The organism is Streptomyces justiciae, assembly GCF_015163075.1.
GTDB classification, from domain to species: Bacteria; Actinomycetota; Actinomycetes; order Streptomycetales; family Streptomycetaceae; genus Streptomyces; species Streptomyces justiciae.
Genome location: NZ_JADDXU010000005.1, coordinates 199646 through 222632, shown reverse-complemented (window position 1 = coordinate 222632; position 22987 = coordinate 199646). Strand labels below are relative to the sequence as shown.

Below are 22987 nucleotides of genomic sequence, written 5' to 3'. Positions count from 1 at the left end.
CAAAAGAGTCGGCGACGGTATACAGAGGGGATCACGATGTGATCCGCATCCGGAGCCGGGAAGGCAGAGGCATGAGCACCGAGGTCAGCAGCGCGGAGAACGAGGGTGGGGCGACCGTCCGTACCGCGCGCGTGCCCAAGTACTACCGCCTGAAGAAGCACCTGCTCGACATGACCGAGACCCAGGCGCCCGGCACCCCCGTCCCGCCCGAGCGCACGCTCGCGGCCGAGTTCGACACCTCGCGCACCACCGTGCGCCAGGCCCTCCAGGAACTCGTCGTCGAGGGCCGCCTCGAACGCATCCAGGGCAAGGGCACGTTCGTCGCCAAGCCCAAGGTCTCGCAGGCGCTGCAACTCACCTCTTACACCGAGGACATGCGCGCCCAGGGCCTCGAACCCACCTCCCAGCTCCTCGACATCGGCTACATCACCGCCGACGACCGCCTCGCCGAACTCCTCGACATCACCGCCGGCGGCCGGGTGCTGCGCATCGAGCGGCTGCGCATGGCGAACGGCGAGCCGATGGCCATCGAGACGACGCACCTCAGCGCCAAGCGCTTCCCGGCCCTGCGCCGCTCCCTGGTCAAGTACACGTCCCTCTACACGGCGTTGGCCGAGGTCTACGACGTCCATCTCGCCGAGGCCGAGGAGACCATCGAGACCTCGCTGGCCACCCCGCGCGAGGCCGGCCTGCTCGGCACCGACGTGGGCCTGCCGATGCTGATGCTCTCCCGCCACTCCTTCGACAAGGACGGGGAGCCGGTGGAATGGGTGCGGTCGGTGTACCGGGGGGACCGGTACAAGTTCGTGGCGCGGCTCAAGAGGCCCGTGGACTGAGGGCCTTGCACTGGTGCACGCGGTGTAGCGCAACCGCGCATCCTGCTCTACGTTCCTCCCGTCTCCGTATGGACGGGAGGACCGCCCTGTGCGTACCGCGAACGTCCGAACCACCGTCATCTGGACCCTCGTCGCGCTGGTCGGAGCCACCGGCTGGGCCGTGCTCGCGCTCGCCCGCGGCGAGGACGTCTCCGCCGCCTGGATGGTCGCGGCCGCCCTCGGCTCGTACGCCATCGCCTACCGCTTCTACGCGAAGTTCATCGCGTACAAGGTCCTCAAGGTCGACCGGACCAGGGCCACCCCGGCCGAGCGCCTGAACAACGGCATCGACTTCCACCCCACCGACCGACGGGTCCTCCTCGGCCACCACTTCGCGGCGATCGCCGGCGCCGGACCGCTCGTCGGCCCCGTACTGGCCGCGCAGATGGGCTACTTGCCCGGCACGATCTGGATCATCGCGGGCGTCGTCTTCGCCGGCGCCGTCCAGGACATGGTGGTGCTGTTCTTCTCCACCCGCCGCGACGGACGCTCCCTCGGCCAGATGGCCCGCGAGGAGATCGGCCCGTTCGGCGGCGCGGCGGCCCTCATCGCCGCCTTCGCCATCATGATCATCCTGCTCGGGGTGCTGGCGCTCGTCATCGTCAACGCCCTCGCCCAGTCGCCCTGGGGCACCTTCTCCATCGCGATGACGATCCCGATCGCCCTGCTCATGGGCTTCTATCTGCGCGTCCTGCGGCCCGGCCGGGTCAGCGAGGTCTCGCTCATCGGCGTGGCCCTGCTGCTGCTCGCACTGATCGCCGGGCGCTGGGTGGCGGAGTCGTCCTGGGCCGACACCTTCACGCTCGCGCCCTCGACGCTGGTCGTCTGGCTGGTGGCGTACGGCTTCATCGCGTCGATCCTGCCGGTGTGGATGCTCCTGGCGCCCCGCGACTACCTCTCCACCTTCATGAAGATCGGCACGATCCTCCTGCTGGCGCTGGGGGTCGTGATCGCGCTGCCCACGCTGAAGATGGACGCGGTGACGGACTTCGCCTCGCGCGGCAACGGCCCTGTCTTCGCGGGGTCGTTGTTCCCCTTCGTCTTCATCACCATCGCCTGCGGAGCTCTGTCCGGCTTCCACTCGCTCATTTCGAGTGGCACCACGCCGAAGATGATCCAGAAGGAGACGCAGGTCCGCATGATCGGCTACGGCTCCATGCTGATGGAGTCGTCGGTGGCGATCATGGCCCTGGTCGCGGCGAGCATCATCGACCCGGGCCTGTACTTCGCGATGAACGCGCCCTCGGGAGCCATCGGCACCACCGTGCAGGAGGCGTCCCGGGTGGTGTCCGGCTGGGGCTACTCGATCTCCCCCGACGACCTGGCCCGCGCCGCCGAACGCGTCGAGGAATCAAGCCTGTTGTCCCGCACCGGCGGTGCGCCCACGCTCGCCATCGGCGTCTCGGAGATCTTCTCCAAGGTCACCGGCGGGAGCCTGCGCGCCTTCTGGTACCACTTCGCGATCATGTTCGAGGCGCTGTTCATCCTGACCGCGCTGGACGCCGGCACCCGCGTGGGCCGGTTCATGCTCCAGGACATGCTGGGCAATGTCATCAAGCCCTTCAAGAACATCAGTTGGAAGCCCGGCCTGGTCATCACCAGCGCGCTCGTGTGCGGACTGTGGGGGTACTTCCTCTGGGTGGGCGTCCACGAACCGCTCGGCGGGATCAACCAGCTCTTCCCGATCTTCGGCATCTCCAACCAGCTGCTCGCCGCCGTCGCCCTGGCCGTCTGCACCACGCTGCTGGTGAAGTCCGGACGCCTCAAGTGGGCCTGGATCACCGGCATCCCGCTCGTCTGGGACGCCACCGTCACGCTGACCGCGAGCTGGCAGAAGGTGTTCTCCAGCGACCCCAAGGTCGGCTTCTTCAAGCAGCGGTCGGTCTTCCAGGACGCCATCGACCGGGGTGAAGTCCTGCCGCCCGCCAAGAACATGGACGACATGCACACCGTGGTCACCAACTCCACGGTCGACGGCGTCCTCACCGCGGTCCTCGCCCTGCTGATCGTGGTGGTGATCGCCGACGCGCTGCGGGTCTGCGTACGGCATGTACGGCGCCCGGCCCTCTCGACGCTGAGCGAGGCGCCGTACGTCGAGTCGAAACTCGTCGCCCCGGCCGGGCTGTTCCCGACCCGGGAGGAGAAGGAGGAGGCACGCCATGAGGTCGGCACTCCGGCGGGCGGTTAGGGGTGTGCGCTGGTACGTGCGGGAGCTGACCGACGAGTCGGCGTACGACCGCTATGTCACGCACGTCCGCCGGGACCACCCGCAGGCGGACGTGCCGACCCGGCGGGAGTTCGAGCGGATGCGGACGGACCGGCAGGAAGAGGATCCACGGCAGGGCTTCCGCTGCTGCTGACCCCTGCTGTTGACACCGATGTCGGACCTTCACCGAATCGACATACCGATATGCGGACGAGGTCTTCCACTCCTGTCACACCGTGACCTAGATTGCCTGCGCGTTACACGGTGATCAGTGATGAGGGGATCGGAGCCGCCGCATGTCATCAGATTCGCCCGAGGCCAGACCACCGGTGGTGACACCCGTCCGCGTGGTCATCGCCCTCTGCCTCTTCGCGCCCTTCGTGGCGATGCTGTGGGTGGGGTCGTACGCGAAGGTCGACCCGGCCTTCATCGGCATCCCGTTCTTCTACTGGTACCAGATGCTGTGGGTGCTCATCTCCACCGCGCTGACGATGACCGCGTACAAGCTCTGGCAGCGTGACCAGCGCGCCCGTCGTGGAGGTGCCAAGTGAACGACGGCGTGAACGGCGTCGCGCTCGGCGTCTTCATCTTCTTCTTCCTGGCCGTCACGGTCATGGGCTTCCTGGCCGCGCGCTGGCGCAAGGCCGAGAACGAGCACAGCCTCGACGAATGGGGCCTGGGCGGACGGTCGTTCGGCACCTGGGTCACCTGGTTCCTGCTCGGCGGCGACCTCTACACCGCGTACACCTTCGTCGCCGTTCCGGCGGCGATCTACGCGGCGGGCGCGGCCGGCTTCTTCGCGGTGCCGTACACGATCCTGGTGTACCCGCTGATCTTCACCTTCCTGCCCCGCCTGTGGTCGGTCTCGCACAAGCACGGCTATGTGACGACCTCCGACTTCGTGCGCGGCCGCTTCGGCTCCAAGGGCCTGTCGCTTGCGGTCGCCGTCACCGGCATCCTCGCGACCATGCCGTACATCGCCCTCCAACTCGTGGGCATCCAGGCGGTCCTGGACGTCATGGGCGTCGGCGGCGGCGAGGACACCAACTGGTTCGTGAAGGACCTGCCGCTGCTGATCGCGTTCGGTGTGCTCGCGGCGTACACCTACTCGTCCGGCCTCCGCGCCCCCGCGCTGATCGCCTTCGTGAAGGACACGCTGATCTACATCGTCATCGCGGTGGCGATCATCTACATCCCCATCAAGCTGGGCGGGTTCGACGAGATCTTCGCCAAGGCGGGCGAGGCGTACAGCCAGACCAACCCGGCGACGGGCGCGCCACGCGGTGCGCTGGTGCCGGGCGAGCCGGGCCAATGGACGTACGCCACACTGGCGTTGGGCTCCGCGCTCGCGCTCTTCATGTACCCGCACTCCATCACCGCGACGCTCTCCTCCAAGAGCCGTGAGGTGATCCGCCGCAACACCACGATCCTGCCGCTGTACTCGCTGATGCTGGGTCTGCTGGCGCTGCTGGGCTTCATGGCGATCGCGGCCGGAGTCAAGGTCACCAACGGCCAGTTGGCGATCCCGCAGCTCTTCGAGAACATGTTCCCGGCGTGGTTCGCGGGCGTGGCGTTCGCGGCCATCGGCATCGGCGCGCTGGTCCCGGCGGCGATCATGTCCATCGCGGCGGCGAACCTCTTCACCCGCAACATCTACAAGGACTTCATCAAGCCGGACGCGACGCCCGAGCAGGAGACCAAGGTCTCCAAGCTGGTGTCCCTGCTGGTGAAGGTCGGCGCGCTGGTCTTCGTCCTCACCATGGACAAGACGGTCGCCATCAACTTCCAGCTCCTGGGCGGCATCTGGATCCTCCAGACCTTCCCGGCCCTGGTCGGCGGCCTGTTCACCCGCTGGTTCCACCGCTGGGCACTGCTCGCCGGCTGGGCGGTCGGCATGGTCTACGGCACGATCGCGGCGTACGGCGTCGCCTCGCCCACGCAGAAGCACTTCGGCGGCTCGTCGAAGGAGATCCCCGGCATCGGCGAGATCGGCTACATCGGCCTGACGGCGTTCGTCCTGAACGTGGTCGTGACGGTGGTCCTGACGTTCGTCCTGAAGGCCTTCAAGGCCCCGGAGGGCGTGGACGAGACCAAGCCCGAGGACTACACGGCGGACGCGGGAGACCCGGGAGTTCAGGTCGAGCTTCCCCCGGCAACTGCTGGCGCCGCTCACTAGAGGCGCCTAAGGGGCGCGGGGCTGTATCAATTTGCGGCTCCGCCGCGTGGGCGCGACCAGCCACAGCGAACCCGCAGCGGGCCGCCGACAGCAACACCAACGGCGGCCCGCTTTTCGTGCACACTCACCCGCATGGACATACTGATCCGCCCGGCCGACCCCACCGAGTACGAAGAACTCGGCGAGATCACCGCCCAGGCCTACCTCCAGGACGGCCTCCTCACCTTCGGCGAGAGCGACTGGTACCTCGGCGAACTCAGAGACGTGGCCAAGCGAGCGTCGACCTCCGAGGTCCTGGTGGCCACCCAGGGCGATGAACTCCTCGGCGGCGTCACGTACGTCCCCTCCCCCGGCCCCATGACCGACCTGGCCCGCACGGGCGAGGCCGAGATCCGCATGCTGGCCGTCGGCCGCGCCGCCCGCGGCAGAGGCGCCGGCGAGGCCCTCGTCCGCGCCTGCATCGACCGCGCGAGAAACGCGGAACGCACCGGCATCGTTCTGTCGACCCAGCCGAGCATGCACGGCGCCCACCGGATCTACGAACGCCTCGGTTTCCGCCGCGCCCCGGAACGCGACTGGCACCCGATTCCGGAGGACCCCGACTTCACTCTCCTCACCTATGAGTTGACGCTCTGAAGTCGCCGCGACACAACATCTAGGGGTGCCACCCGAACCCGGCACAAGATGTATGCTCATGCTCGCTGTCGTCGCAGGGGAATCCGGTGCGAATCCGGAACTGTCCCGCAACGGTGTACTTGTGCGTGCCTTGTGCGTGTACGGGAGTCAGTCCGAGGACCTGCCGACAGCGTGCCCAGGCCACCGTGGCCCGGGTGCCATGACGTCCGGGCCTCGTGGAGTGGGCCGGTGGACGCGACGCCGCGTGCGCTCGTGCTGCCCCCCGCTCTCCGCCAGGCCCCCGTGCCGAGCGAGGGAGAGCCCCCACGTGACCATCGCGCCAGCCGATCCGGCTTCAGCGGTCCAGGCGGAGAACGACGGTCCCGGTACCGCCCTGTTGCGGACCCTGACCGAGCTGACCGCCGACCTGCCCGACGCCGACCCCGGACGGGTCGCCGCCGCCGCGCTGCGCGGCCGGTCCGGCCGGGCGGACTCCGATGGCGGCGCGGAGCTGCGCGAGCTGGCGACGGAGGCCGCCGCCGGGCTCATCTCCGAGGACCCCGCCTACTCCCGGCTGGCCGCCCGGCTGCTGACCATCAGCATCGCCGCCGAGGCCGCCTCGCAGGGCGTCACGTCCTTCACGGAGTCGGTCGAGGTCGGCCACCGCGAGGGCCTGATCGCCGACCGTACGGCGGAGTTCGTACGGGTGCACGCTGCAAGGCTCGACGCCCTGATCGACCCGGCCGGTGACGACCGCTTCGGCTACTTCGGCCTGCGTACGCTCCACAGCCGCTACCTCCTCCGGCACCCGATCACCCGCCAGGTCATCGAGACGCCCCAGCACTTCATGCTGCGCGTGGCGGCGGGCCTCGCCGAGGACGACACGACCCGCGCCCTGGACGAAGTCGCCGCGCTCTACGGGCTCATGAGCCGCCTCGACTACCTGCCGTCCTCCCCCACGCTCTTCAACTCCGGCACCCGGCACCCCCAGATGTCGTCCTGCTACCTCCTCGACTCCCCGCTGGACGAGCTGGACTCCATCTACGACCGGTACCACCAGGTGGCGCGGCTGTCGAAGCACGCCGGTGGCATCGGACTGTCGTACAGCAGGATTCGTTCGCGCGGCTCCCTCATCCGGGGCACGAACGGGCACTCCAACGGCATCGTGCCGTTCCTGAAGACGCTGGACGCGAGCGTCGCCGCCGTGAACCAGGGCGGCCGGCGCAAGGGTGCCGCCGCCGTCTACCTGGAGACCTGGCACTCCGACATCGAGGAGTTCCTGGAGCTGCGCGACAACACCGGTGAGGACGCCCGGCGTACGCACAACCTCAACCTCGCGCACTGGATCCCGGACGAGTTCATGCGCCGCGTGAACGCCGACGCCGAGTGGTCGCTGTTCTCCCCGGCCGACGTGCCCGAGCTGGTCGACCTGTGGGGCGCGGAGTTCGACGCGGCGTACCGCAAGGCGGAGGCGGCCGGTCTCGCGAAGAAGACCATCCCGGCCCGTGACCTCTACGGCCGCATGATGCGCACCCTCGCGCAGACCGGCAACGGCTGGATGACCTTCAAGGACGCCGCCAACCGCACCGCCAACCAGACGGCGCTGCCCGGCAATGTCGTCCACTCCTCCAACCTCTGCACGGAGATCCTGGAGGTCACGGACGACGGCGAGACGGCGGTCTGCAACCTGGGGTCGGTGAACCTGGGCGCGTTCGTGGTCGGTCAGGAGATCGACTGGGAACGGCTGGACGCCACCGTCCGTACCGCCGTGACCTTCCTCGACCGCGTGGTGGACATCAACTTCTACCCGACCGAGCAGGCGGGCCGCTCCAACGCCAAGTGGCGTCCCGTGGGCCTCGGCGCGATGGGGCTCCAGGACGTCTTCTTCAAGCTGCGGCTGCCCTTCGACTCGCCCGAGGCCAAGGCCCTCTCCACGCGGATCGCAGAGCGCATCATGCTCGCCGCGTACGAGGCCTCCACCGACCTCGCCGAGCGCAACGGCCCGCTCCCGGCGTGGGAGAAGACCCGTACCGCCCAGGGTGTCCTGCACCCCGACCACTACGACGTGGAGCTCTCCTGGCCGGAGCGCTGGGCGGCGCTGCGGGAGCGGATGGCCACCACGGGCCTGCGCAACTCCCTGCTCCTCGCCATCGCGCCCACCGCCACGATCGCCTCGATCGCGGGCGTCTACGAGTGCATCGAGCCGCAGGTCTCGAACCTCTTCAAGCGCGAGACCCTGTCCGGCGAGTTCCTCCAGGTCAACTCCTACCTGGTGGCCGAGTTGAAGAAGCTCGGTGTGTGGGACGCGCAGACCCGGGAGGCGCTGCGCGAGTCCAACGGCTCGGTGCAGGGCTTCACCTGGGTCCCGCAGGACGTCCGTGACCTGTACCGCACGGCGTGGGAGATCCCGCAGCGCGGCCTCATCGACATGGCCGCCGCCCGGACCCCGTTCCTGGACCAGTCGCAGTCCCTGAACCTGTTCCTGGAGACGCCGACCATCGGCAAGCTCTCCTCGATGTACGCGTACGCCTGGAAGCAGGGCCTGAAGACGACGTACTACCTGCGCTCGCGCCCGGCGACGAGGATCGCCCGCGCGGCCCAGGCCCAAGCAACTGTCCCCGTCCAGCAGGTGACTTCGGAAGAAGCGATCGCCTGCTCCCTTGAGAACCCCGAGTCCTGCGAGGCCTGCCAGTAATGAGTTCCACCGAGAAGAACCTGCTCGACCCGGGCTTCGAGCTGACTCTGCGTCCCATGCGCTACCCGGACTTCTACGAGCGCTACCGGGACGCGATCAAGAACACCTGGACCGTCGAGGAGGTCGACCTCCACTCGGACGTCGCCGACCTGGCGAAGCTGTCCCCGGAGGAGCAGCACCTGATCGGCCGGCTGGTCGCGTTCTTCGCGACGGGCGACTCGATCGTGGCGAACAACCTGGTGCTGACGCTCTACAAGCACATCAACTCCCCCGAGGCGCGCCTGTATCTCTCCAGGCAGCTCTTCGAGGAAGCGGTGCACGTCCAGTTCTATCTGACGCTTCTCGACACCTACCTCCCCGACCCGGAGGACCGGGCGGCGGCGTTCGCGGCGGTGGAGAACATCCCGTCCATCCGCGAGAAGGCCGAGTTCTGCTTCAAGTGGATCAACGAGGTCGAGAAGCTGGACCGCCTGGAGTCACAGGCCGACCGCCGCCGCTTCCTGCTCAACCTGATCTGCTTCGCCGCGTGCATCGAGGGCCTGTTCTTCTACGGTGCCTTCGCGTACGTCTACTGGTTCCGCAGCCGGGGTCTGCTGCACGGTCTCGCCACCGGCACCAACTGGGTGTTCCGCGACGAGACCATGCACATGAGCTTCGCGTTCGACGTGGTCGACACCGTCCGCAAGGAGGAGCCGGAGCTCTTCGACGACCGGCTCCAGCAGCAGGTCACGGACATGATGCGGGAGGCGGTCGAGGCGGAGCTCCAGTTCGGCCGCGACCTGTGCGGTGACGGCCTGCCAGGCATGAACACCGACTCGATGCGCCAGTACCTGGAGTGCGTCGCCGACCAGCGCCTGACCCGCCTGGGCTTCGCCCCGGTGTACGGCTCGGAGAACCCCTTCTCCTTCATGGAGCTCCAGGGCGTCCAGGAACTGACGAACTTCTTCGAGCGCCGCCCGTCCGCGTACCAGGTCGCCGTGGAGGGCACGGTCGACCTGGACGAGGACTTCTAGGACGGGATCCGTAAGGGCGCGTGGTACGTCTCATCGCTGAGGAGGCCATGCCATGCGCCGTTCGACCTTCGCACCTGCCGCACTGCTGACGTTCGTGCTGGCCGGGTGCGGCAGCCAGGCCGGAAGTGACGGGAGCGACGGCAGCGACACGATGTCGCCGTCGCCGCCCTCGTCCTCCTGTACGACCGCGTCGGAGCTGAACGCCTCCGACAGCGGCGACACGGTGTGCCTGGCGGTCGGCGACACGGTCCGGGTCGGCCTGGACGGCACCAAGTCGCGCCCCTGGAAGCCGGTCACCACCGAGGGCACCGGCCTGGAGGCCGGCAACAGCGGCATCGTGTTGCTGCCGGGCGACGCGAACGCCGCGTACCAGGCGGTCTCGGCGGGCACGGTACGGCTCACTTCGTCCCGCCCGCTGTGCGCCACCGAGACCGGCAAGGTGTCCTGCAAGGGCGTTCAGGACTGGTCGGTCACCGTGGTGATCACTTCAGGGTGACCGCGTCCCCGGTCGACACGATCCGAGCGGTCGTCGTCGTGCCGGGGAAGTACCAACGCCAGCTGCCCGCCGAGGTGACGGTGACCTTGGTGCTGAGCTTGCCTGCGTCGCCCGTCTTCACGGTCTTGACCGTGCTGTAGTGGGCGGCGCCGGCCGGCCGGTACTGGAGTTTGACGTCCTGCCCGGTGAAGCCGTGGTACTCCAGGTTCTCCCAGTTGGCGCGCGTCAGCTTGCCGTTGATGGTGAGCTTGGCGCCCTTGGCGACGGGCTCGGGCGTGGCGTCCGTGGTGAGCTTCGAGGCGCGCTTGACCTTGTACTGGGCGATGTTGTCGGAGATCCAGTAGTCGCCGTCGTTGGCCTTGACCGTGGCGTTGACCTGCCAGACGCCCGCGACCTTGTTGCTGTCGATGTCGTCGCTGTCGGCGATCCAGCCGGGGTCGACCGTCATCGTGCCCGTGCACACCGAGGTCGTCGCGCTCTTCTTCACACAGGACGAGTCGCCGTCCCAGGTGATGAAGCCGTAGCCGTTGGACCTGTTGAACGTGCTGAGATCCGTGATCTTCTTGACGCCCGAGTCGTCCTTGATGGTGATCGCGATCGGGTACTTGACGGTCCTCGCCACCCCGATGATCACGTTGCCGCCGCCGTTGACGACCGTCTTCGTGACCCGGATGTCACCCCGCCCCTCGGCGTGTGCCCCGGTGGCCGCGACCAGCACGAGCGCTGCCGCCCCGCCCGCCACGGCCCATGTTCTGTGTCTCATGATCCTCCCCTGTTGGTGCAGGAGAGGTTATGCCTCCTTGAGCTGGCGGTCGATCCGGCGCTCGTGGGCCCATCCCACGAGGCCCGGGGCCGCGAGGAGGGCGAAGACGATCAGCAGGGTCAGGTATCCGATGAATGCGTCCATGAAGTAAGCATCATGGATGGCTGATGCCCCTGACAGTGGCAGGACTGCCGTACTACCTCGATTTACTGCCACTTCCGAGGCACACTGGAAGCATGCTGAAGAACGTGGCCGCTGTCCTGCTCGACGGAGTGCATCCCTTCGAACTCGGGGTCGTCTGCGAGGTGTTCGGTATCGATCGCAGTGACGAGGGGCTCCCGACGTACGACTTCGCCGTCGCCTCGGCCGAGGGGCCGACGCTCGGTACCCATGTCGGCGGGCTCAGCGTCTCCACGCCGTACGGCCTGGAGCGGCTGGAGGAGGCCGACCTCATCGCCGTACCGGCGGGGGCGGACTACGTCGTACGGGACTATCCGCCCGAGCTGCTCGACGCCCTGCTCCGGGCCGCCGACCGGGGCGCCCGGGTCCTCAGCGTCTGTTCCGGCGTCTTCGTGCTCGGTGCCGCCGGGCTGCTCGACGGGCGGCGGTGCAGCGTGCACTGGAAGCAGGCCCGCGAGCTCGCCCTGCGCTGCCCCCGGGCGGTCATCGAACCCGACGTGCTGTACGTCGACGAGGACCCGGTGATCACCTCCGCCGGCACCGCCGCCGGCATCGACGCCTGTCTGCACATCGTGCGGAAGGAACAGGGCACCGAGGTCGCCAACAAGATCGCCCGGCGGATGGTCGTACCGCCGCACCGGGACGGCGGACAGGCGCAGTACATCGAGCGGCCGTTGCCGAAGGACCCCTGCGACACCGTCGGCGAGGTCCTCGTGTGGATGGAGCAGCACCTCGACGAGGAGGTCACCGTCGAGCAGCTCGCCGAGCGCGCGCACATGTCGCCGCGCACCTTCGCCCGCCGCTTCCAGCAGGAGACCGGGACCACGCCCTACCGCTGGGTCCTGCGGCAACGCGTGCTGCTCGCCCAGCGGTTGCTGGAAGGGACGGACGAGACGGTGGACGCGGTCGCGGGCCGAACGGGGTTCGGCACCGCGGCCGCACTGCGCCACCAGTTCGTACGGGCGCTCGGGACCACCCCGAACGCCTATCGCAGGACGTTCAGGGGCCCGGAAGCGGCCTGATCACCTGAGGACCGGCCGCAGCAGCAGCTTGTGCGGACGGAGCGTGATGCCGACCCGGGTCCCGTCGTTCGACCCCGCCACCTGCTCGAAGCGGTACTTCGTGGCGAGCGCCGCCGTGATCAGGCTCAGCTGCGCCATCGAGAAGTGGTCGCTCGGGCACTTGCGGTTGCCGACGCTGAAGGGGCTCATGGCGTATTTCGGCACCTCCTTGACCCGTTCCGGAAGCCAGCGGTCGGGGTCGAAGTCCAGGCTGCCCTTGTACGACTTCGGATCGCGCTGGACCGCGTACGGGCTGTAGACGATGTCCGCACCGGCCGGAATGCGGTAGCCACCGAGTTCGGTGTCGGTGACCGCGCGGCGCGTCAATATCCACACCGCGGGACGCAAACGCATCGCCTCGACGACGACATTGTTGGTGTGCCGCAGCGAGCGAACATCGTCGAATGCGACGGGACGGCCGCCGGTTACGGATTCGACCTCGTCGCGCACCCTGTCCGCGTGTTCCGGATGTTCCGCGAGGACTTGGAGCAGCCACATGATCGTGGACGCCACCGTTTCGCTGCCCGGGGTGACTATGGCGACGACCTGGTCGTGGATCTCCTGTTCCCCGATGGGGTCGCCATTGTCGTCCTTCGCCTCCAGCAATGCTGTCAGCAAATCGTCCGGCTTTTGACCAGATGCACGGCGCTCGGCGATGATCTCGTCGACCAGGAGATGCAAATCGGCCAGGGCCGCGTTGAATTTCCGGTTGGGCGGCAGCGGCAGGTTGTACAGCGGCCCGAGAGGGACGACCATCCGCCGGTACATCCCGCGGAAGACGGTGGCGAGGGCGACGCAGAGCCGCTCCGCGCGTTCGTCCATGAAGTCGCCGCGCAGCAGACAGCGGGCGGCGATGCGGACGGCGACCCGGAAGGACTCGGTGGTGCAGTCGATGGTCTCGCCGGGCTGCCAGCGCTCGGTGAGCGCGTGCGCCTCCTCCTCCATGATCGGACCGTACCCGGGGATCGCGTCGAGCCGGAAGGCGGGCTGGATGGTGCGCCGCTGACGCCGGTGCCGCGGGCCGTTGGCGGTGGCCACGCCCTCCTTGCCGAGCAGGGCCTCCAGGGACTCCCACAGCGGCCCGGCGATGACGAAGTCGGGGTTGAGCGCGAGGGCTCCGGTGAGGTCCGGCGTGGTGGGCGCGTACACCTCCTTGGGGCCCAGTTTGAGGCGTACGACGTCGCCGTGGTCGCGCAGCTGGGACATGAAGGCCAGCGGGTCGCGCAGCAGCTTCAGGCCGTGTCCCAGGAGGGGGACGCCACCGCCCGCGAGGGGTGCTTCACGCAGCGCGGACTCCGGGGTCGCCGGCGCTTCGGGGCGTACGGACTCGACGGTCATTTCTCACCTGCCGCTTCGTTGTTGACGTACGGGGGCGTGGACCGGTCGTCCCAGCTGTCGACCGTGTAGCGGCCGGACTCGTGGTGGAACCAGTAGACGGTGCTGAACCAGTTGCGCATATTGCCGACGCAGGCCCGCACGGTGTGGCTCAGCTCTTTTCCGCGGACCGTTCCGTCGACGAGCGAGTCTGCGAACCTCAGTGCGTCGTTCTCGGCGACGAGGAAATCGTCGATGCATTCCTCGACGCGTCGCCTGACTTCCCGGACCGCCTGTTTGAGGCTCAGCCCCTCGTGTTTGATGAGGCTTATCCCGAGATTGTGGACCTCGTCGCCCGCTATTTCCTTGGGGAGTGAGCAGAGGTCGTTGTACCAGGCGGCGAATTCCTGGCTCAGCAGCGCCGCCCGCTGATAGGCCGGGTGTTTCCGTACCCGGTCCGGGAGTTCCTGGCCCGCGCACGGCTCCAGGAGATCCGTCCAGATCCAGTGCGCGAAAGTGAGGCGGCGCAGTGCGAGGTATTCCTCGACGGTCGGCACGACGCCTTCGGTGCGGTTGTGGAATTCCCGGTCGTACGCCTCGATCACCTCGTGGAAGTGCCGGGCGAACCGCGTGTTCCACGACCCCGGCAGGAACGAGTAGAGCCGGACCATGCTGTCCGCGAACCCGGCGACCAGCGGATCCTCGTGGTGCAGATGGTCCTCGGGGGAGTCGAGGGCCGCGTGCAGCCGGAACCTGAGCTGCCGCCAGGCCTCGGTCCGGCCGTGGACGATGTCGCGGTCGTGCCGGTCGTCCCAGACGAAGAACCACGCGCTGTAGTCCGCTATCGCCTGGAGGACCTCGTCGGGGGCGCCCAGGTAGTAGCCCGCCATGAGGTCGGTGTAGCAAAGACCGTCGGCATATTCCTCCACCTTGTCCGCCGGCATGAGCCGCTTTTCCAGCAGCCAGGTGCGTGTCTTCTCCTGGAGCTGGGGCCAATACGGGTGGAGTTGCCGGGGAAACGCCGCCTCGATCACCGGGAGTTGGAGCGAGGGTGGGACCGCGACCGCTGTCGGTGTCGATGTGGTGCCGTGTGAGAAAGCATGCACGAACTAACCCCTCTCAGCCGCCAGTTGCGCACGCCCCTCCCGCTGTACCGGGCGTGCGCCGTTGCGTATCCCCGCACTTCCCATTCAGCACCACAACTGACCGATCTGGGAACGGATTTGCACCATTCACTACCCCACAGTGCCGAGAATCTCCCCTTGTGTGACTGATTCTGGATCAGTAAGGGAGCACAAGCGATCGAACGTGCGACGGACAGACGAACGGCGCCTGTTCGGGAAGGGGTTCCTGAACAGGCGCCGTACGGAGGGGACTTGTGGGGCCCCAGTCGGTCTCAGTCGTTCGCGACGACAGGGTAGCGAGGCTCGTTCTCGGCCATCTGCCGCAGCGCGTCCTTGCGTTCACGCTTGGAGAGCCGGTCGATGTAGAGGTACCCGTACAGATGATCGGTCTCGTGCTGCAAACACCGAGCGAAGTAGCCGGTGCCGCGCACCTTGATCGGGTTGCCCTTCTCGTCCTGCCCGGTCACCTCGGCGTAGTCGGGGCGCGCGAGCGGCGCGTACGCGGTCGGCACCGACAGACAGCCCTCGTTGCTGTCGTCCAGGCGGCGCTTCTCGGCAGGCAGGTCGACGAGCTTGGGGTTGCAGACGACACCGACGTGCCGGGTGCCCTCGTCGTCCATGCAGTCGTAGACGAAGACCTTCAGATCGACACCGATCTGGTTGGCGGCCAGGCCCACGCCCTCGGCGGTGCGCTGCGAGGCGAACATGTCCGCGACCAGCTGGTCCAGCTCGGCGCCGAAGTCGGTGACGTCCTTGCACTCCTTGTGCAGGACGGGGTTCCCGACGACGGTGATGGGCCGCGAGGTGCCGCGCTCACGCCAGCCGTTCTCGCGCTCCTCGGCGTCCTGGGTGTCGATGACGAAACCCTCGTCGTCCACGGGAAGCACGCCCACGTGCTGCTGATCGGTGTCCTGCTGCGCCATGACCGACGATGCCTTCCTAAACCAAAACAGGGGGTTGATGCTGATACAGGGTAAGGGGAGCTGGCTTTTAGGGGCGCGGGGAACTGCGCGACCAGCCACAACGGACCCGCAGCCGAAAGAAGTCAGCACACCTCTTCAAGATCACGCCAGTCCCGAGAGTCAGGGCTGTCGGCAACCCACCCGTCCAACAACCCCCGCACCAGCGAAGCCGGCGCAGCCACCCCGCACTCCCGCTCCGGCACCCACAGCTGCCCGTCCGTCCGATGCCCCAGCGGCCCCGGATGCCCCGGCTCACTGTGATCGTGCGGGTCGAGATGCTCACCGTCGCCCTCATCGGACGGCATCCGGGACTCCGAGCACATCCGGCACAGCAGCCGCACCGAGGACGACCAGTCCTCCGCCGCGAACCCGGCGTCAGCCGCGAGCTGCTCCAGCGCGTCCCGATCCGCCTCCGTGGCGGCCTCCAGCAGCACCACCCACGTCGGCACCGGCGAAGGCGCCCACAGCTCGATCTCGTCGAAGACGGGATAGGAGTGCCCGGCGGCGGTCGTCCGCTCCCCGTGCGGCACCCCGTCGTGCAGCACGACCTCACCCCACCGCCGCCCGGACGACGGCAGCGGGATCGACAGCACCTCGACGCGCGCGGGGTCGAGACGGCGGCCCCAGACCACTTCCGCCTCACCCTCCGGCGACAGCCGTACGGCCGCACTGCCGAGGTCCATGCCGACCGGCTCACCGGAGTCGGCCGCCCCGCCCGGCACCCGCAGCCCGTACGCCTGCCAGGCCCGCCGGGCCAGCGGCCAGTCCTGGAGCGCGGTCGCCGCGATGCCGACGTTCCACCAGTCGGGTGCGCCCGCCTCCCGGTCGAGGAGGGCGACGGCACGCAGCCCCGCCGCCCGCGCCTGCTCCCAGTCGTGCCGGAACTTGTGCAGCAGGGCGAGGTTGAACCAGGACTCGGACAGCCACGGTTCCAGATCGGCGGCGCGCGTCAGCAGCGCGCCCGCGTCCTCGTACCGACCGTCGCCGATCAGCGTGAACGCGCGGTCGGTGGCCTGCCGCCAGGAGGCGGAGGGCCGGTGCCGTCCTTTGCCGAAGATCCTCACGATTCCCGCCTGCCAGTTGCCCTCAGTGACCTCGCCACTGCCCCCGGAATCCCTCTCCTTCGCATCCAACCACGTGCGGCTGGAAGGGCGCTCATTACCCATGGGTTACCCAGCCCGGGGCAGGGTCAGACAGTCTCTCGCCAGCACCCTGGCCAGCGCCTCCACCACGTCGGGCGCATGGTCCCCCGCGGTGGCCAGCCGTAGTTCCTCCAGTGCGGTGAGCGGCCCGCCGGGCCCGGCGTCCCGCGCCTTCTCCTCGTACGCGTTCACCGTCCGTACGATCCGGGCGGCGACCGGCTGCTGCCGGTACGGGTCGGCCTGCCGCTCCACGACCACGGCGACGGCCCCGTCCACCCCGGTCTGCCGTACGACGGCCCCGCCGAGCAGCGCGATGCGCCGCTGCTCCTCGGCGGGCAGGTCGGCGGTGGCCCCTGCCGGTACCGGGTCGACGAGGCTGAGCTGTCCGATGTCGTGCATCAGGGCCGCGTACTCCAGGACGGTGAGGTCCCGCCCGGACAGCCCCAGGTCCCGGCCGACGGCCCGGCTGAGGGCGGCGACGCGGCGGGCGTGTCCGGCGGGGGTGTATCCGGCGATCTCGGTGGCGCGGGCGAGGGAGGCGATCGTCTGCCGGTAGGTGGCGCGGACGGCGGCGTACCGCCGGAAGGACAGCTGGGTGAGCAGCAGCGGCACGCAGAAGACCGGCAGCGCCCACAGGCCCACGACGGCGACCGCGAGCGCCATGACCGCGCCGGTCGCGCAGACGGCGGAGCCGATGCCGAGCAGCGCCCGCAGCTCGTCCCGGAGCAGCGGGCCGAAGGGCCAGCGCGTGCGGGAGTGCCGCAGGGCCGCGGCGAGCACGGCGTCGCACAGCGCGGTGAGGGCCAGCAGCGCGATCAGCAGCAGCGCGTACGCCGGTCCGTCCCAGGCGGTGAACACACCCTGGTTGTAAAGGGGTTGGAAGCAGACGGCGGCGAAGCCGGTGCTGAGCACGCGCCGCGAGAGATGGTCCAGCGTCCGTCCGCCGCCCCGCCAGATGTGCGGCACGCTGCCCAGCAGCCCGGCCGCGACGACGACGGCGACCACCTGGGCCACCCCGTGCTGCGTGGCCCGCCCGGCGTCCGCCCCGAGCAGCGCGTACGACAGCGCCCCCGCGGCCCCGAGCGGCGCGGCCTCCCTGACCTGGGCGCCGGTCCACCGGGTCAGCTCACCGACGACGATCAGCACCCCGAAGGCGACCGCGACGCCACGCTCCTCCAGGCCGGTCCAGAGGGTGACGCCGAGGGAGACGGCGGCGAGGAGGGCGGCGGAGGTGTGGACGAGGGTCAGCAGGAGCGGCGGCCGGGTCACTCGCGTCGGCGCGGCGGCCGAGGCAGGCCTTGTTGCCGTACCCGACGCGGAGGCGCTCATCGCCGTACCCGGCACATCAGGCACACCCGGCACCGACCCGCTCATCGCCGCACCCCTGGCCGACTGCCCTCCGGCCGCCGCGGTCCCGGCAGCCGTGTCGCCTCGTCCGCGGTCACCGCGGGATGCCAGCCGTGCCGCCCCAGCGCCCGGACGAGTGCCGTCACCATCCGCGGGTCGAACTGCGTCCCCGCACACCGCTCCAGCTCCTCCAGCGCCGTGCCCACGGGCCGCGCCCTGCTGTAGGACCGGGTGGACGTCATCGCGTCGAAGGCGTCGGCGACCGCCACCACCCGAGCCGACTCCGGGATCTGCGCCCCGACCAGCCCGTACGGGTACCCGCTGCCGTCCAGCCGTTCGTGATGGTGGAGTACGGCGGCCCGCGCCTCCCCGAGGAAGGAGATGCCCCGCACCATCTCGTGCCCGTACTCGGGGTGCAGTTCGATGATCCGGCGTTCCTCGGGCGTCAGCGGCCCGTCCTTGCGCAGCAGCCGTGTCGGGACGCCCAGCTTGCCCACGTCGTGCAGGATGCCGGCGAAGCGGAGGACCTCGATGCGGCCCTCGTCCATGCCCAGCTCGCGGGCGATCATCATGGAGGCCTGGCCGACGCGTTCGCTGTGCCCGCGCGTGTACTCGTCCTTGATGTCGACGGCCTGGACCAGCGCGCGGATGGTCGCCTGGTGGGCGGCCCGCTCCCGGTGGTACTGCGCGAACGCCCACCAGGACACGCACATCGGCAGCAGCACGAGCAGCGCGGCGACGGGCCCGAAGGGGCTGCGCCACAGGACGGCCATCATGAGCCCGGCGAGCCCGTGCACGGCGATCGGCGCGAGGGATCGTACGAACAACCCCTGCCAGGCCAGCCGTGCCGGCACTCCTTCGGCGAGCGTCAGGATGCCGCCGTCGAGCACGGTCAGCACCACGCAGAAGACGACGACGGCCGCCCCCGCCGGGACGAGCGCGTAGGGGAAGTCGGAGCTGACGACGGCGTCGCGGCCGCCCAGCGCCCAGTGCACCCGGGACGCGGCCCAGGCGGCGACGGCGAGTTGGGAGGCCCGCCAGATCCGCCGCAGCAGGCGGGGCCGGCGCGCGACCGGGGCGAGCAGCGCCCCCGGCACCGCGACGAGCGCGGCGGCGGGCGGCGGCAGCAGGAAGGCCCCGGCGAGCAGCACGGGATAGAACGAGCCGGAGAGCCGCTCGCCGCCGGCGTAGAGGACGGCGAGCAGGGCCACCACCCACCACGGGGCGCGTACCGACGGCAGCAGATGCAGGCAGTAGAGGGCGGCGAGGGCCACACCACCGACGTACACACGTGCCCGTGCGGGTACCGCCTCCATACACCCCTCCCCGGGCACGCGCTTCCAGCAGGGGAGCCTAGGGCGGTGAGGGGGAGGTCCGCGGGCTTATGACCCGCGGATTAGCACGTTCGAGTGACGACCGTGCGTTCAGGATTCCTGCGGGGCGGCCGGTGCGGCGGCGACGTCGTGGTCCGGCACGGACTGCCCGGAGCGGATCAGGTCGAGCCGCCCGAGGACCTTGGCGCGCAGGTCGGTGGGGACGTCGTCATGGCCGCAGCAGCGCTTGACCAGCTTCTTCACGGCCTCTTCGAGCCCGTACTTCTCCAGGCACGGCGAGCACTCCGTGAAGTGCTGCTTGAACTTGTCGCGGTCGACGTCCGGCATCTCGCTGTCGAGGAACTCGTAGAGATGGTCGAGTACCTCACTGCAGTCCGTCTCGTGCGGCTCTCCGCAGCTCATGAGCCCGAACCTTTCGCTTCGTTCGACTCTCCGGCGCCGGCCGGGACCAGTCCGCGCTCACGCGCGTAGTCCTCGAGCATGCCGCGCAGTTGACGGCGGCCCCGGTGCAGCCGGGACATCACCGTACCGATGGGTGTCCCCATGATGTCCGCGATCTCCTTGTAGGCAAAGCCCTCAACGTCCGCCAGATAGACGGCGATGCGGAATTCCTCGGGGATCGCCTGGAGTGCTTCCTTCACGTCCGAGTCGGGCAGGTGGTCCAGCGCCTGCGACTCGGCGGAGCGCAGACCGGTCGACATGTGCGACTCGGCGCGCGCCAGCTGCCAGTCCTCGATCTCCTCGGCCGCGGAGCGCTGGGGTTCACGCTGCTTCTTGCGGTACGAGTTGATGAACGTGTTGGTCAGGATCCGGTACAGCCAGGCCTTCAGGTTGGTGCCCTCGCGGAACTGGTGGAAGGACGCGTACGCCTTGGCGTAGGTCTCCTGCACCAGGTCCTCGGCGTCGGCCGGGTTGCGCGTCATGCGCAGGGCGGCCGAGTACATCTGGTCGAGGAATTCGAGCGCGTCCCGCTCGAAGCGCGCGCTGCGCTCCGCCGTGGACTCCGTGCTCGTGCCCTGGCCCTCGGGCTGCTCCGCCTGGCCGTGTTCGGTCCCTGCGTCGGTACCGGGAACCGGACCCACCTCCTCAAGTTTCTGGGCAGCATCGAAGCCGATGCCACCAGAATCGGAGGATAGACGACTACCCGTGCCCGCCGCGCCTCGAATAGGCGTGGTCTTGCCCGCGTGCAGCACCGTCCAGTCCAGGTCAGCGCGGCTGCTGCGGGTCGGGCAGAAGGTCGAACCCATGCGGCGGACTTCCTCTCCTCAGACGTGTGAGCACTTCTGTCCCGCTCAACAGAGGTCCGCCGCGCAACATTCCCGGCCCTTTACCCGAGTGACTGGACCCACTTCAAGACCGCGTCCGTGATGACCGTCACGGCCTCGTCCTGACCGATCTCCGCCCGCTTCGGCACCGCGAATCCATGATCGCCGGACGGCACCTCGACCAGCTCGTAAGCGCCACCGGCCGGGAACTCGTCGGGCTTCCCGAAGGGGTCGTTCCCTCCCTGTACGACGAGAGTGGGCACCCCCGAGCCCAGCAGCTCCTCGGCACGCGACTTCTCCGGCTTGCCCGGCGGATGCAGCGGGAAGCTGAGGGCGAGCACCGCGGCGGCGCCCAGCTCCACGGCCGTACGGCAGGCGACCCGGGCCCCGGCACTGCGCCCGCCGGAGATGACGGGCAGCCCAGGCTTCGCGACCGCGGGCCAGATCCCGCGCCAGCCGATGTCGAGGGTCTTGGGCGCGGGCGCCAGCTTCTTGCCCGCCACCCGCCAGGGCTGCTCGACAAGGGCGACGGTCACGCCGTGGCCGGGAAGGGCGTGCGCGAGGGCCTGCAAGTCCCGCGCCTCGATCCCACCGCCCGCCCCATGGCTGACGGCGAGCACGAACCGCGCCTTCTTCGTGGCCTTGTGCCAGGTGATGCGGGCGTCCCCGGCGTCGGTGCTGACGATCTCAGTGGTGGTCACGTCAGAAGAGTGTGCCCTCCTCGGGCCCCTCCAGCTCCTTCAGCAGCTCCGGCCCGTTGTTGCGGACATTGCTGACGGCGGTGGAGACGGGGTAGGCGCGCATGAGGCCGGGCGGGGGCGGCGCGAGGAGAGAACGCAGGTCCTCGACATCGGTACGGGACGGGTCCAGCCAGGAGTCCCAGCGGTCCGGCGTCAGCATCAGCGGCATCCGGGGGTGGATGTCGGCGAGGGCGCGCGGCCCGTCGGCGGGGGCCACGGCGAGCGGGCCGGTCTCGGCCTCGGTCGTGATCACCGAGCAGGTCACCCACCAGGCCTGCGGATGGTCGTCGGGCAGCGTCTTGTCCCGCCAGAACTCGTACAGCCCGGCCATCGCGAACACCGACCCGTCGGCCGGCAGCACGAAGTACGGCTGCTTGCGCGGCCGCTTCTTCTTCCCCTCTACCTCCAGCTCCCGCTCGGCGGCGGCGGTGACCCACTCGTAGTAGCCGTCGGCGGGGATGATGCACCGGCGCGAGGAGAAGGCCCGCTTGTACGACGGCTTCTCGTGGACGGTCTCGGCGCGCGCGTTGATCATCCGGGCGCCGCCCTCGGGGGTCTTGGACCAGCTCGGCACCAGTCCCCACTTCAGCTTGCGCAGCTGCCGAACCGGGCGCCCCGTGACGGAGGAACTAGTAGATGCAGCGTCGGCGTCCTTAAGAGGACGGTCGAGGACGGCGTAGACCTCCTTGGTCGGGGCCACGTTGTAGTCGGGGGCGAGGGTCTCCTCGGGTTCCCACTGCTCGATCTCAAAGATTCCTGCGAGATCCTCGGGCCTACGACTCGCTGCATACCGTCCGCACATACGTGCCACACTGCCAGACTCCGTACGACGAGAGGGAGCCACCGCCGAACATGGACACCAGTACCGCGTCCTCTCTCTGGGACGAGCTGATCGGCACCCAGCCCGACCCCGACCTGTGGGTGGTTCTGGCCACCATGGTCGCGGCGCTCGCCATAGTCGTCCCGCACGCCCTGTGGCGTATCTCGCGCAACGCCATCACCATCGCCCACGAGGGCGGCCACGGCCTGGTCGCCCTGCTCACGGGCCGCACGCTGACCGGCATCCGCCTGCACTCCGACACCAGCGGCCTGACCGTCAGCAAGGGCAAGCCGTACGGCATCGGCATGATCCTCACCGCCTCCGCCGGCTACACCGCTCCCCCGCTGCTCGGCCTCGGCGGCGCCGCCCTCCTGGCCGCCGGCCGCATCACCCTCCTCCTCTGGGTGGCCACGGCCCTCCTGGTGGCGATGCTGGTGATGATCCGCAACGCGTACGGCGCCCTGACGGTGGTCCTCACGGGCGGCACGTTCGTGGTGGTGTCGTGGCTGGCGGGCCCTCAGGTGCAGGCGGCGTTCGCGTACGCGGTGGTGTGGTTCCTGCTGCTGGGCGGGGTCCGTCCCGCTTTCGAGTTGCAGGCGAAGCGAGCGAGGGGCGGCGCGGGCGACTCGGACGCGGACCAGCTGTCGAGGCTGACGCATGTGCCGGCGGGGTTGTGGTTGTTCCTGTTCCACGCGGTGAGCCTGTGTTCATTGATAGGCGGCGGCAGGTGGTTGCTGGAGGTGTGATGCAGGCCCGAAGGGCCGCATCACAGGGGCGCGGGGCTGTATCTAATAGCGGCTCCGCCGCGGGGCGCGACCAGCCACTACGGCGGCGCACCCGAAAGACCACCCCCCACTAA

The 22987-nt window shown here is 69.2% G+C and carries 22 protein-coding genes and 1 riboswitch; of the genes, 11 read left to right on the top strand and 11 right to left on the bottom strand.

The features are described 5' to 3' along the window. Positions 1-71 precede the first annotated feature (71 nt). The 9 genes from IQ210_RS16335 to IQ210_RS16295 all read left to right on the top strand — a co-directional run bounded on the left by IQ210_RS16335 (position 72) and on the right by IQ210_RS16295 (position 10076). Positions 72-836 (top strand): GntR family transcriptional regulator, encoded by a 765-nt coding sequence (locus IQ210_RS16335; RefSeq protein WP_079309601.1) that lies wholly within the window; start codon positions 72-74, stop codon positions 834-836. A gap of 88 nt (positions 837-924) precedes the next feature. Beyond that, positions 925-3063, top strand: a complete 2139-nt coding sequence (locus tag IQ210_RS16330; protein ID WP_194079740.1) for a carbon starvation CstA family protein — start codon at positions 925-927, stop codon at positions 3061-3063. Then, positions 3035-3235, top strand: a complete 201-nt coding sequence (locus tag IQ210_RS16325; protein ID WP_194079739.1) for a CstA-like transporter-associated (seleno)protein — start codon at positions 3035-3037, stop codon at positions 3233-3235. Before IQ210_RS16330 ends, IQ210_RS16325 begins: the two co-directional genes overlap by 29 nt. 142 nt (positions 3236-3377) lie before the next feature. Beyond that, on the top strand, positions 3378-3632 hold the full coding sequence (locus IQ210_RS16320; protein WP_097268840.1) for a DUF3311 domain-containing protein: 255 nt from the start codon (positions 3378-3380) through the stop codon (positions 3630-3632). Next, positions 3629-5257 (top strand): monocarboxylate uptake permease MctP, encoded by a 1629-nt coding sequence (gene mctP, locus IQ210_RS16315; RefSeq protein ID WP_194079738.1) that lies wholly within the window; start codon positions 3629-3631, stop codon positions 5255-5257. The genes IQ210_RS16320 and mctP overlap by 4 nt, the downstream gene beginning before the upstream one ends. 132 nt (positions 5258-5389) lie before the next feature. Further along, positions 5390-5893: a GNAT family N-acetyltransferase gene (locus IQ210_RS16310; RefSeq protein WP_194079737.1), complete on the top strand. Its 504-nt coding sequence runs from the start codon at positions 5390-5392 to the stop codon at positions 5891-5893. 52 nt (positions 5894-5945) lie between these two features. Continuing rightward, positions 5946-6075, top strand: a riboswitch (cobalamin riboswitch). A gap of 125 nt (positions 6076-6200) precedes the next feature. Beyond that, positions 6201-8567 (top strand): ribonucleoside-diphosphate reductase subunit alpha, encoded by a 2367-nt coding sequence (locus IQ210_RS16305; protein ID WP_194079736.1) that lies wholly within the window; start codon positions 6201-6203, stop codon positions 8565-8567. Further along, a complete protein-coding gene (locus IQ210_RS16300; RefSeq protein ID WP_194079735.1) occupies positions 8567-9580 on the top strand; it encodes a ribonucleotide-diphosphate reductase subunit beta in 1014 nt (337 codons plus the stop codon). Before IQ210_RS16305 ends, IQ210_RS16300 begins: the two co-directional genes overlap by 1 nt. A 52-nt stretch (positions 9581-9632) precedes the next feature. Further along, complete coding sequence (locus IQ210_RS16295; RefSeq protein WP_194079734.1) at positions 9633-10076, top strand: hypothetical protein; 444 nt, start codon at positions 9633-9635, stop codon at positions 10074-10076. On the opposite strand, the gene IQ210_RS16290 is transcribed toward IQ210_RS16295, so the two are convergent. Beyond that, positions 10063-10839 (bottom strand): hypothetical protein, encoded by a 777-nt coding sequence (locus IQ210_RS16290; protein ID WP_228047856.1) that lies wholly within the window; start codon positions 10837-10839, stop codon positions 10063-10065. The two genes, IQ210_RS16295 and IQ210_RS16290, sit on opposite strands and share 14 nt — an antisense overlap. A gap of 236 nt (positions 10840-11075) precedes the next feature. Here IQ210_RS16290 and IQ210_RS16285 point away from each other — a divergent pair, with 236 nt between their 5' ends. After that, positions 11076-12041: a helix-turn-helix domain-containing protein gene (locus IQ210_RS16285; protein ID WP_194079733.1), complete on the top strand. Its 966-nt coding sequence runs from the start codon at positions 11076-11078 to the stop codon at positions 12039-12041. On the opposite strand, the gene IQ210_RS16280 is transcribed toward IQ210_RS16285, so the two are convergent. The 10 genes from IQ210_RS16280 to IQ210_RS16235 all read right to left on the bottom strand — a co-directional run bounded on the left by IQ210_RS16280 (position 12042) and on the right by IQ210_RS16235 (position 22110). After that, a complete protein-coding gene (locus tag IQ210_RS16280; RefSeq protein WP_194079732.1) occupies positions 12042-13418 on the bottom strand; it encodes a bifunctional albaflavenone monooxygenase/terpene synthase in 1377 nt (458 codons plus the stop codon). Continuing rightward, entirely contained in the window at positions 13415-14500 is a 1086-nt protein-coding gene (gene cyc1, locus IQ210_RS16275) for an epi-isozizaene synthase (RefSeq protein WP_194079731.1), read from the bottom strand. The genes IQ210_RS16280 and cyc1 overlap by 4 nt, the downstream gene beginning before the upstream one ends. A gap of 290 nt (positions 14501-14790) precedes the next feature. After that, entirely contained in the window at positions 14791-15441 is a 651-nt protein-coding gene (gene def / locus IQ210_RS16270) for a peptide deformylase (protein WP_194079730.1), read from the bottom strand. A 122-nt stretch (positions 15442-15563) separates the two neighbouring features. Then, positions 15564-16544 carry a tetratricopeptide repeat protein gene (locus IQ210_RS16265; RefSeq protein ID WP_097268819.1) on the bottom strand — a complete coding sequence of 327 codons (981 nt, stop codon included), beginning with the start codon at positions 16542-16544 and terminating at the stop codon, positions 15564-15566. A gap of 105 nt (positions 16545-16649) precedes the next feature. Further along, positions 16650-17951 (bottom strand): HD-GYP domain-containing protein, encoded by a 1302-nt coding sequence (locus IQ210_RS16260; protein WP_407699705.1) that lies wholly within the window; start codon positions 17949-17951, stop codon positions 16650-16652. A gap of 41 nt (positions 17952-17992) precedes the next feature. Beyond that, a complete protein-coding gene (locus tag IQ210_RS16255; RefSeq protein WP_194079729.1) occupies positions 17993-19285 on the bottom strand; it encodes an HD domain-containing phosphohydrolase in 1293 nt (430 codons plus the stop codon). A 108-nt stretch (positions 19286-19393) separates the two neighbouring features. Next, a complete protein-coding gene (gene rsrA, locus IQ210_RS16250) occupies positions 19394-19705 on the bottom strand; it encodes a mycothiol system anti-sigma-R factor (RefSeq protein ID WP_194079728.1) in 312 nt (103 codons plus the stop codon). Further along, the gene (gene sigR / locus IQ210_RS16245; RefSeq protein ID WP_194080002.1) at positions 19702-20385 is read right to left on the bottom strand and encodes an RNA polymerase sigma factor SigR; all 684 of its coding nucleotides are present in this window, start codon (positions 20383-20385) and stop codon (positions 19702-19704) included. The genes rsrA and sigR overlap by 4 nt, the downstream gene beginning before the upstream one ends. Before the next feature lie 245 nt (positions 20386-20630). Next, entirely contained in the window at positions 20631-21269 is a 639-nt protein-coding gene (locus IQ210_RS16240; RefSeq protein WP_194079727.1) for an alpha/beta hydrolase family protein, read from the bottom strand. Position 21270: 1 nt separating this feature from the next. Continuing rightward, positions 21271-22110 carry an SOS response-associated peptidase gene (locus IQ210_RS16235; RefSeq protein WP_194079726.1) on the bottom strand — a complete coding sequence of 280 codons (840 nt, stop codon included), beginning with the start codon at positions 22108-22110 and terminating at the stop codon, positions 21271-21273. Positions 22111-22160: 50 nt separating this feature from the next. Here IQ210_RS16235 and IQ210_RS16230 point away from each other — a divergent pair, with 50 nt between their 5' ends. Further along, positions 22161-22874: a M50 family metallopeptidase gene (locus IQ210_RS16230; protein ID WP_194079725.1), complete on the top strand. Its 714-nt coding sequence runs from the start codon at positions 22161-22163 to the stop codon at positions 22872-22874. Positions 22875-22987: the final 113 nt, after the last annotated feature.

Coding starts and splice junctions, on each gene's coding strand:
- IQ210_RS16320 (WP_097268840.1), top strand. CDS start 3,378: ATGTCATCAGATTCGCCCGAGGCCAGACCACCGGTGGTGACACCCGTC.
- IQ210_RS16260 (WP_407699705.1), bottom strand. CDS start 17,951: ATGAGCGCCTCCGCGTCGGGTACGGCAACAAGGCCTGCCTCGGCCGCC.
- IQ210_RS16300 (WP_194079735.1), top strand. CDS start 8,567: ATGAGTTCCACCGAGAAGAACCTGCTCGACCCGGGCTTCGAGCTGACT.
- IQ210_RS16285 (WP_194079733.1), top strand. CDS start 11,076: ATGCTGAAGAACGTGGCCGCTGTCCTGCTCGACGGAGTGCATCCCTTC.
- IQ210_RS16335 (WP_079309601.1), top strand. CDS start 72: ATGAGCACCGAGGTCAGCAGCGCGGAGAACGAGGGTGGGGCGACCGTC.
- IQ210_RS16295 (WP_194079734.1), top strand. CDS start 9,633: ATGCGCCGTTCGACCTTCGCACCTGCCGCACTGCTGACGTTCGTGCTG.
- IQ210_RS16290 (WP_228047856.1), bottom strand. CDS start 10,839: ATGAGACACAGAACATGGGCCGTGGCGGGCGGGGCGGCAGCGCTCGTG.
- IQ210_RS16325 (WP_194079739.1), top strand. CDS start 3,035: ATGAGGTCGGCACTCCGGCGGGCGGTTAGGGGTGTGCGCTGGTACGTG.
- def (WP_194079730.1), bottom strand. CDS start 15,441: ATGGCGCAGCAGGACACCGATCAGCAGCACGTGGGCGTGCTTCCCGTG.
- IQ210_RS16235 (WP_194079726.1), bottom strand. CDS start 22,110: ATGTGCGGACGGTATGCAGCGAGTCGTAGGCCCGAGGATCTCGCAGGA.
- IQ210_RS16280 (WP_194079732.1), bottom strand. CDS start 13,418: ATGACCGTCGAGTCCGTACGCCCCGAAGCGCCGGCGACCCCGGAGTCC.
- IQ210_RS16230 (WP_194079725.1), top strand. CDS start 22,161: ATGGACACCAGTACCGCGTCCTCTCTCTGGGACGAGCTGATCGGCACC.
- rsrA (WP_194079728.1), bottom strand. CDS start 19,705: ATGAGCTGCGGAGAGCCGCACGAGACGGACTGCAGTGAGGTACTCGAC.
- IQ210_RS16310 (WP_194079737.1), top strand. CDS start 5,390: ATGGACATACTGATCCGCCCGGCCGACCCCACCGAGTACGAAGAACTC.
- IQ210_RS16255 (WP_194079729.1), bottom strand. CDS start 19,285: ATGGAGGCGGTACCCGCACGGGCACGTGTGTACGTCGGTGGTGTGGCC.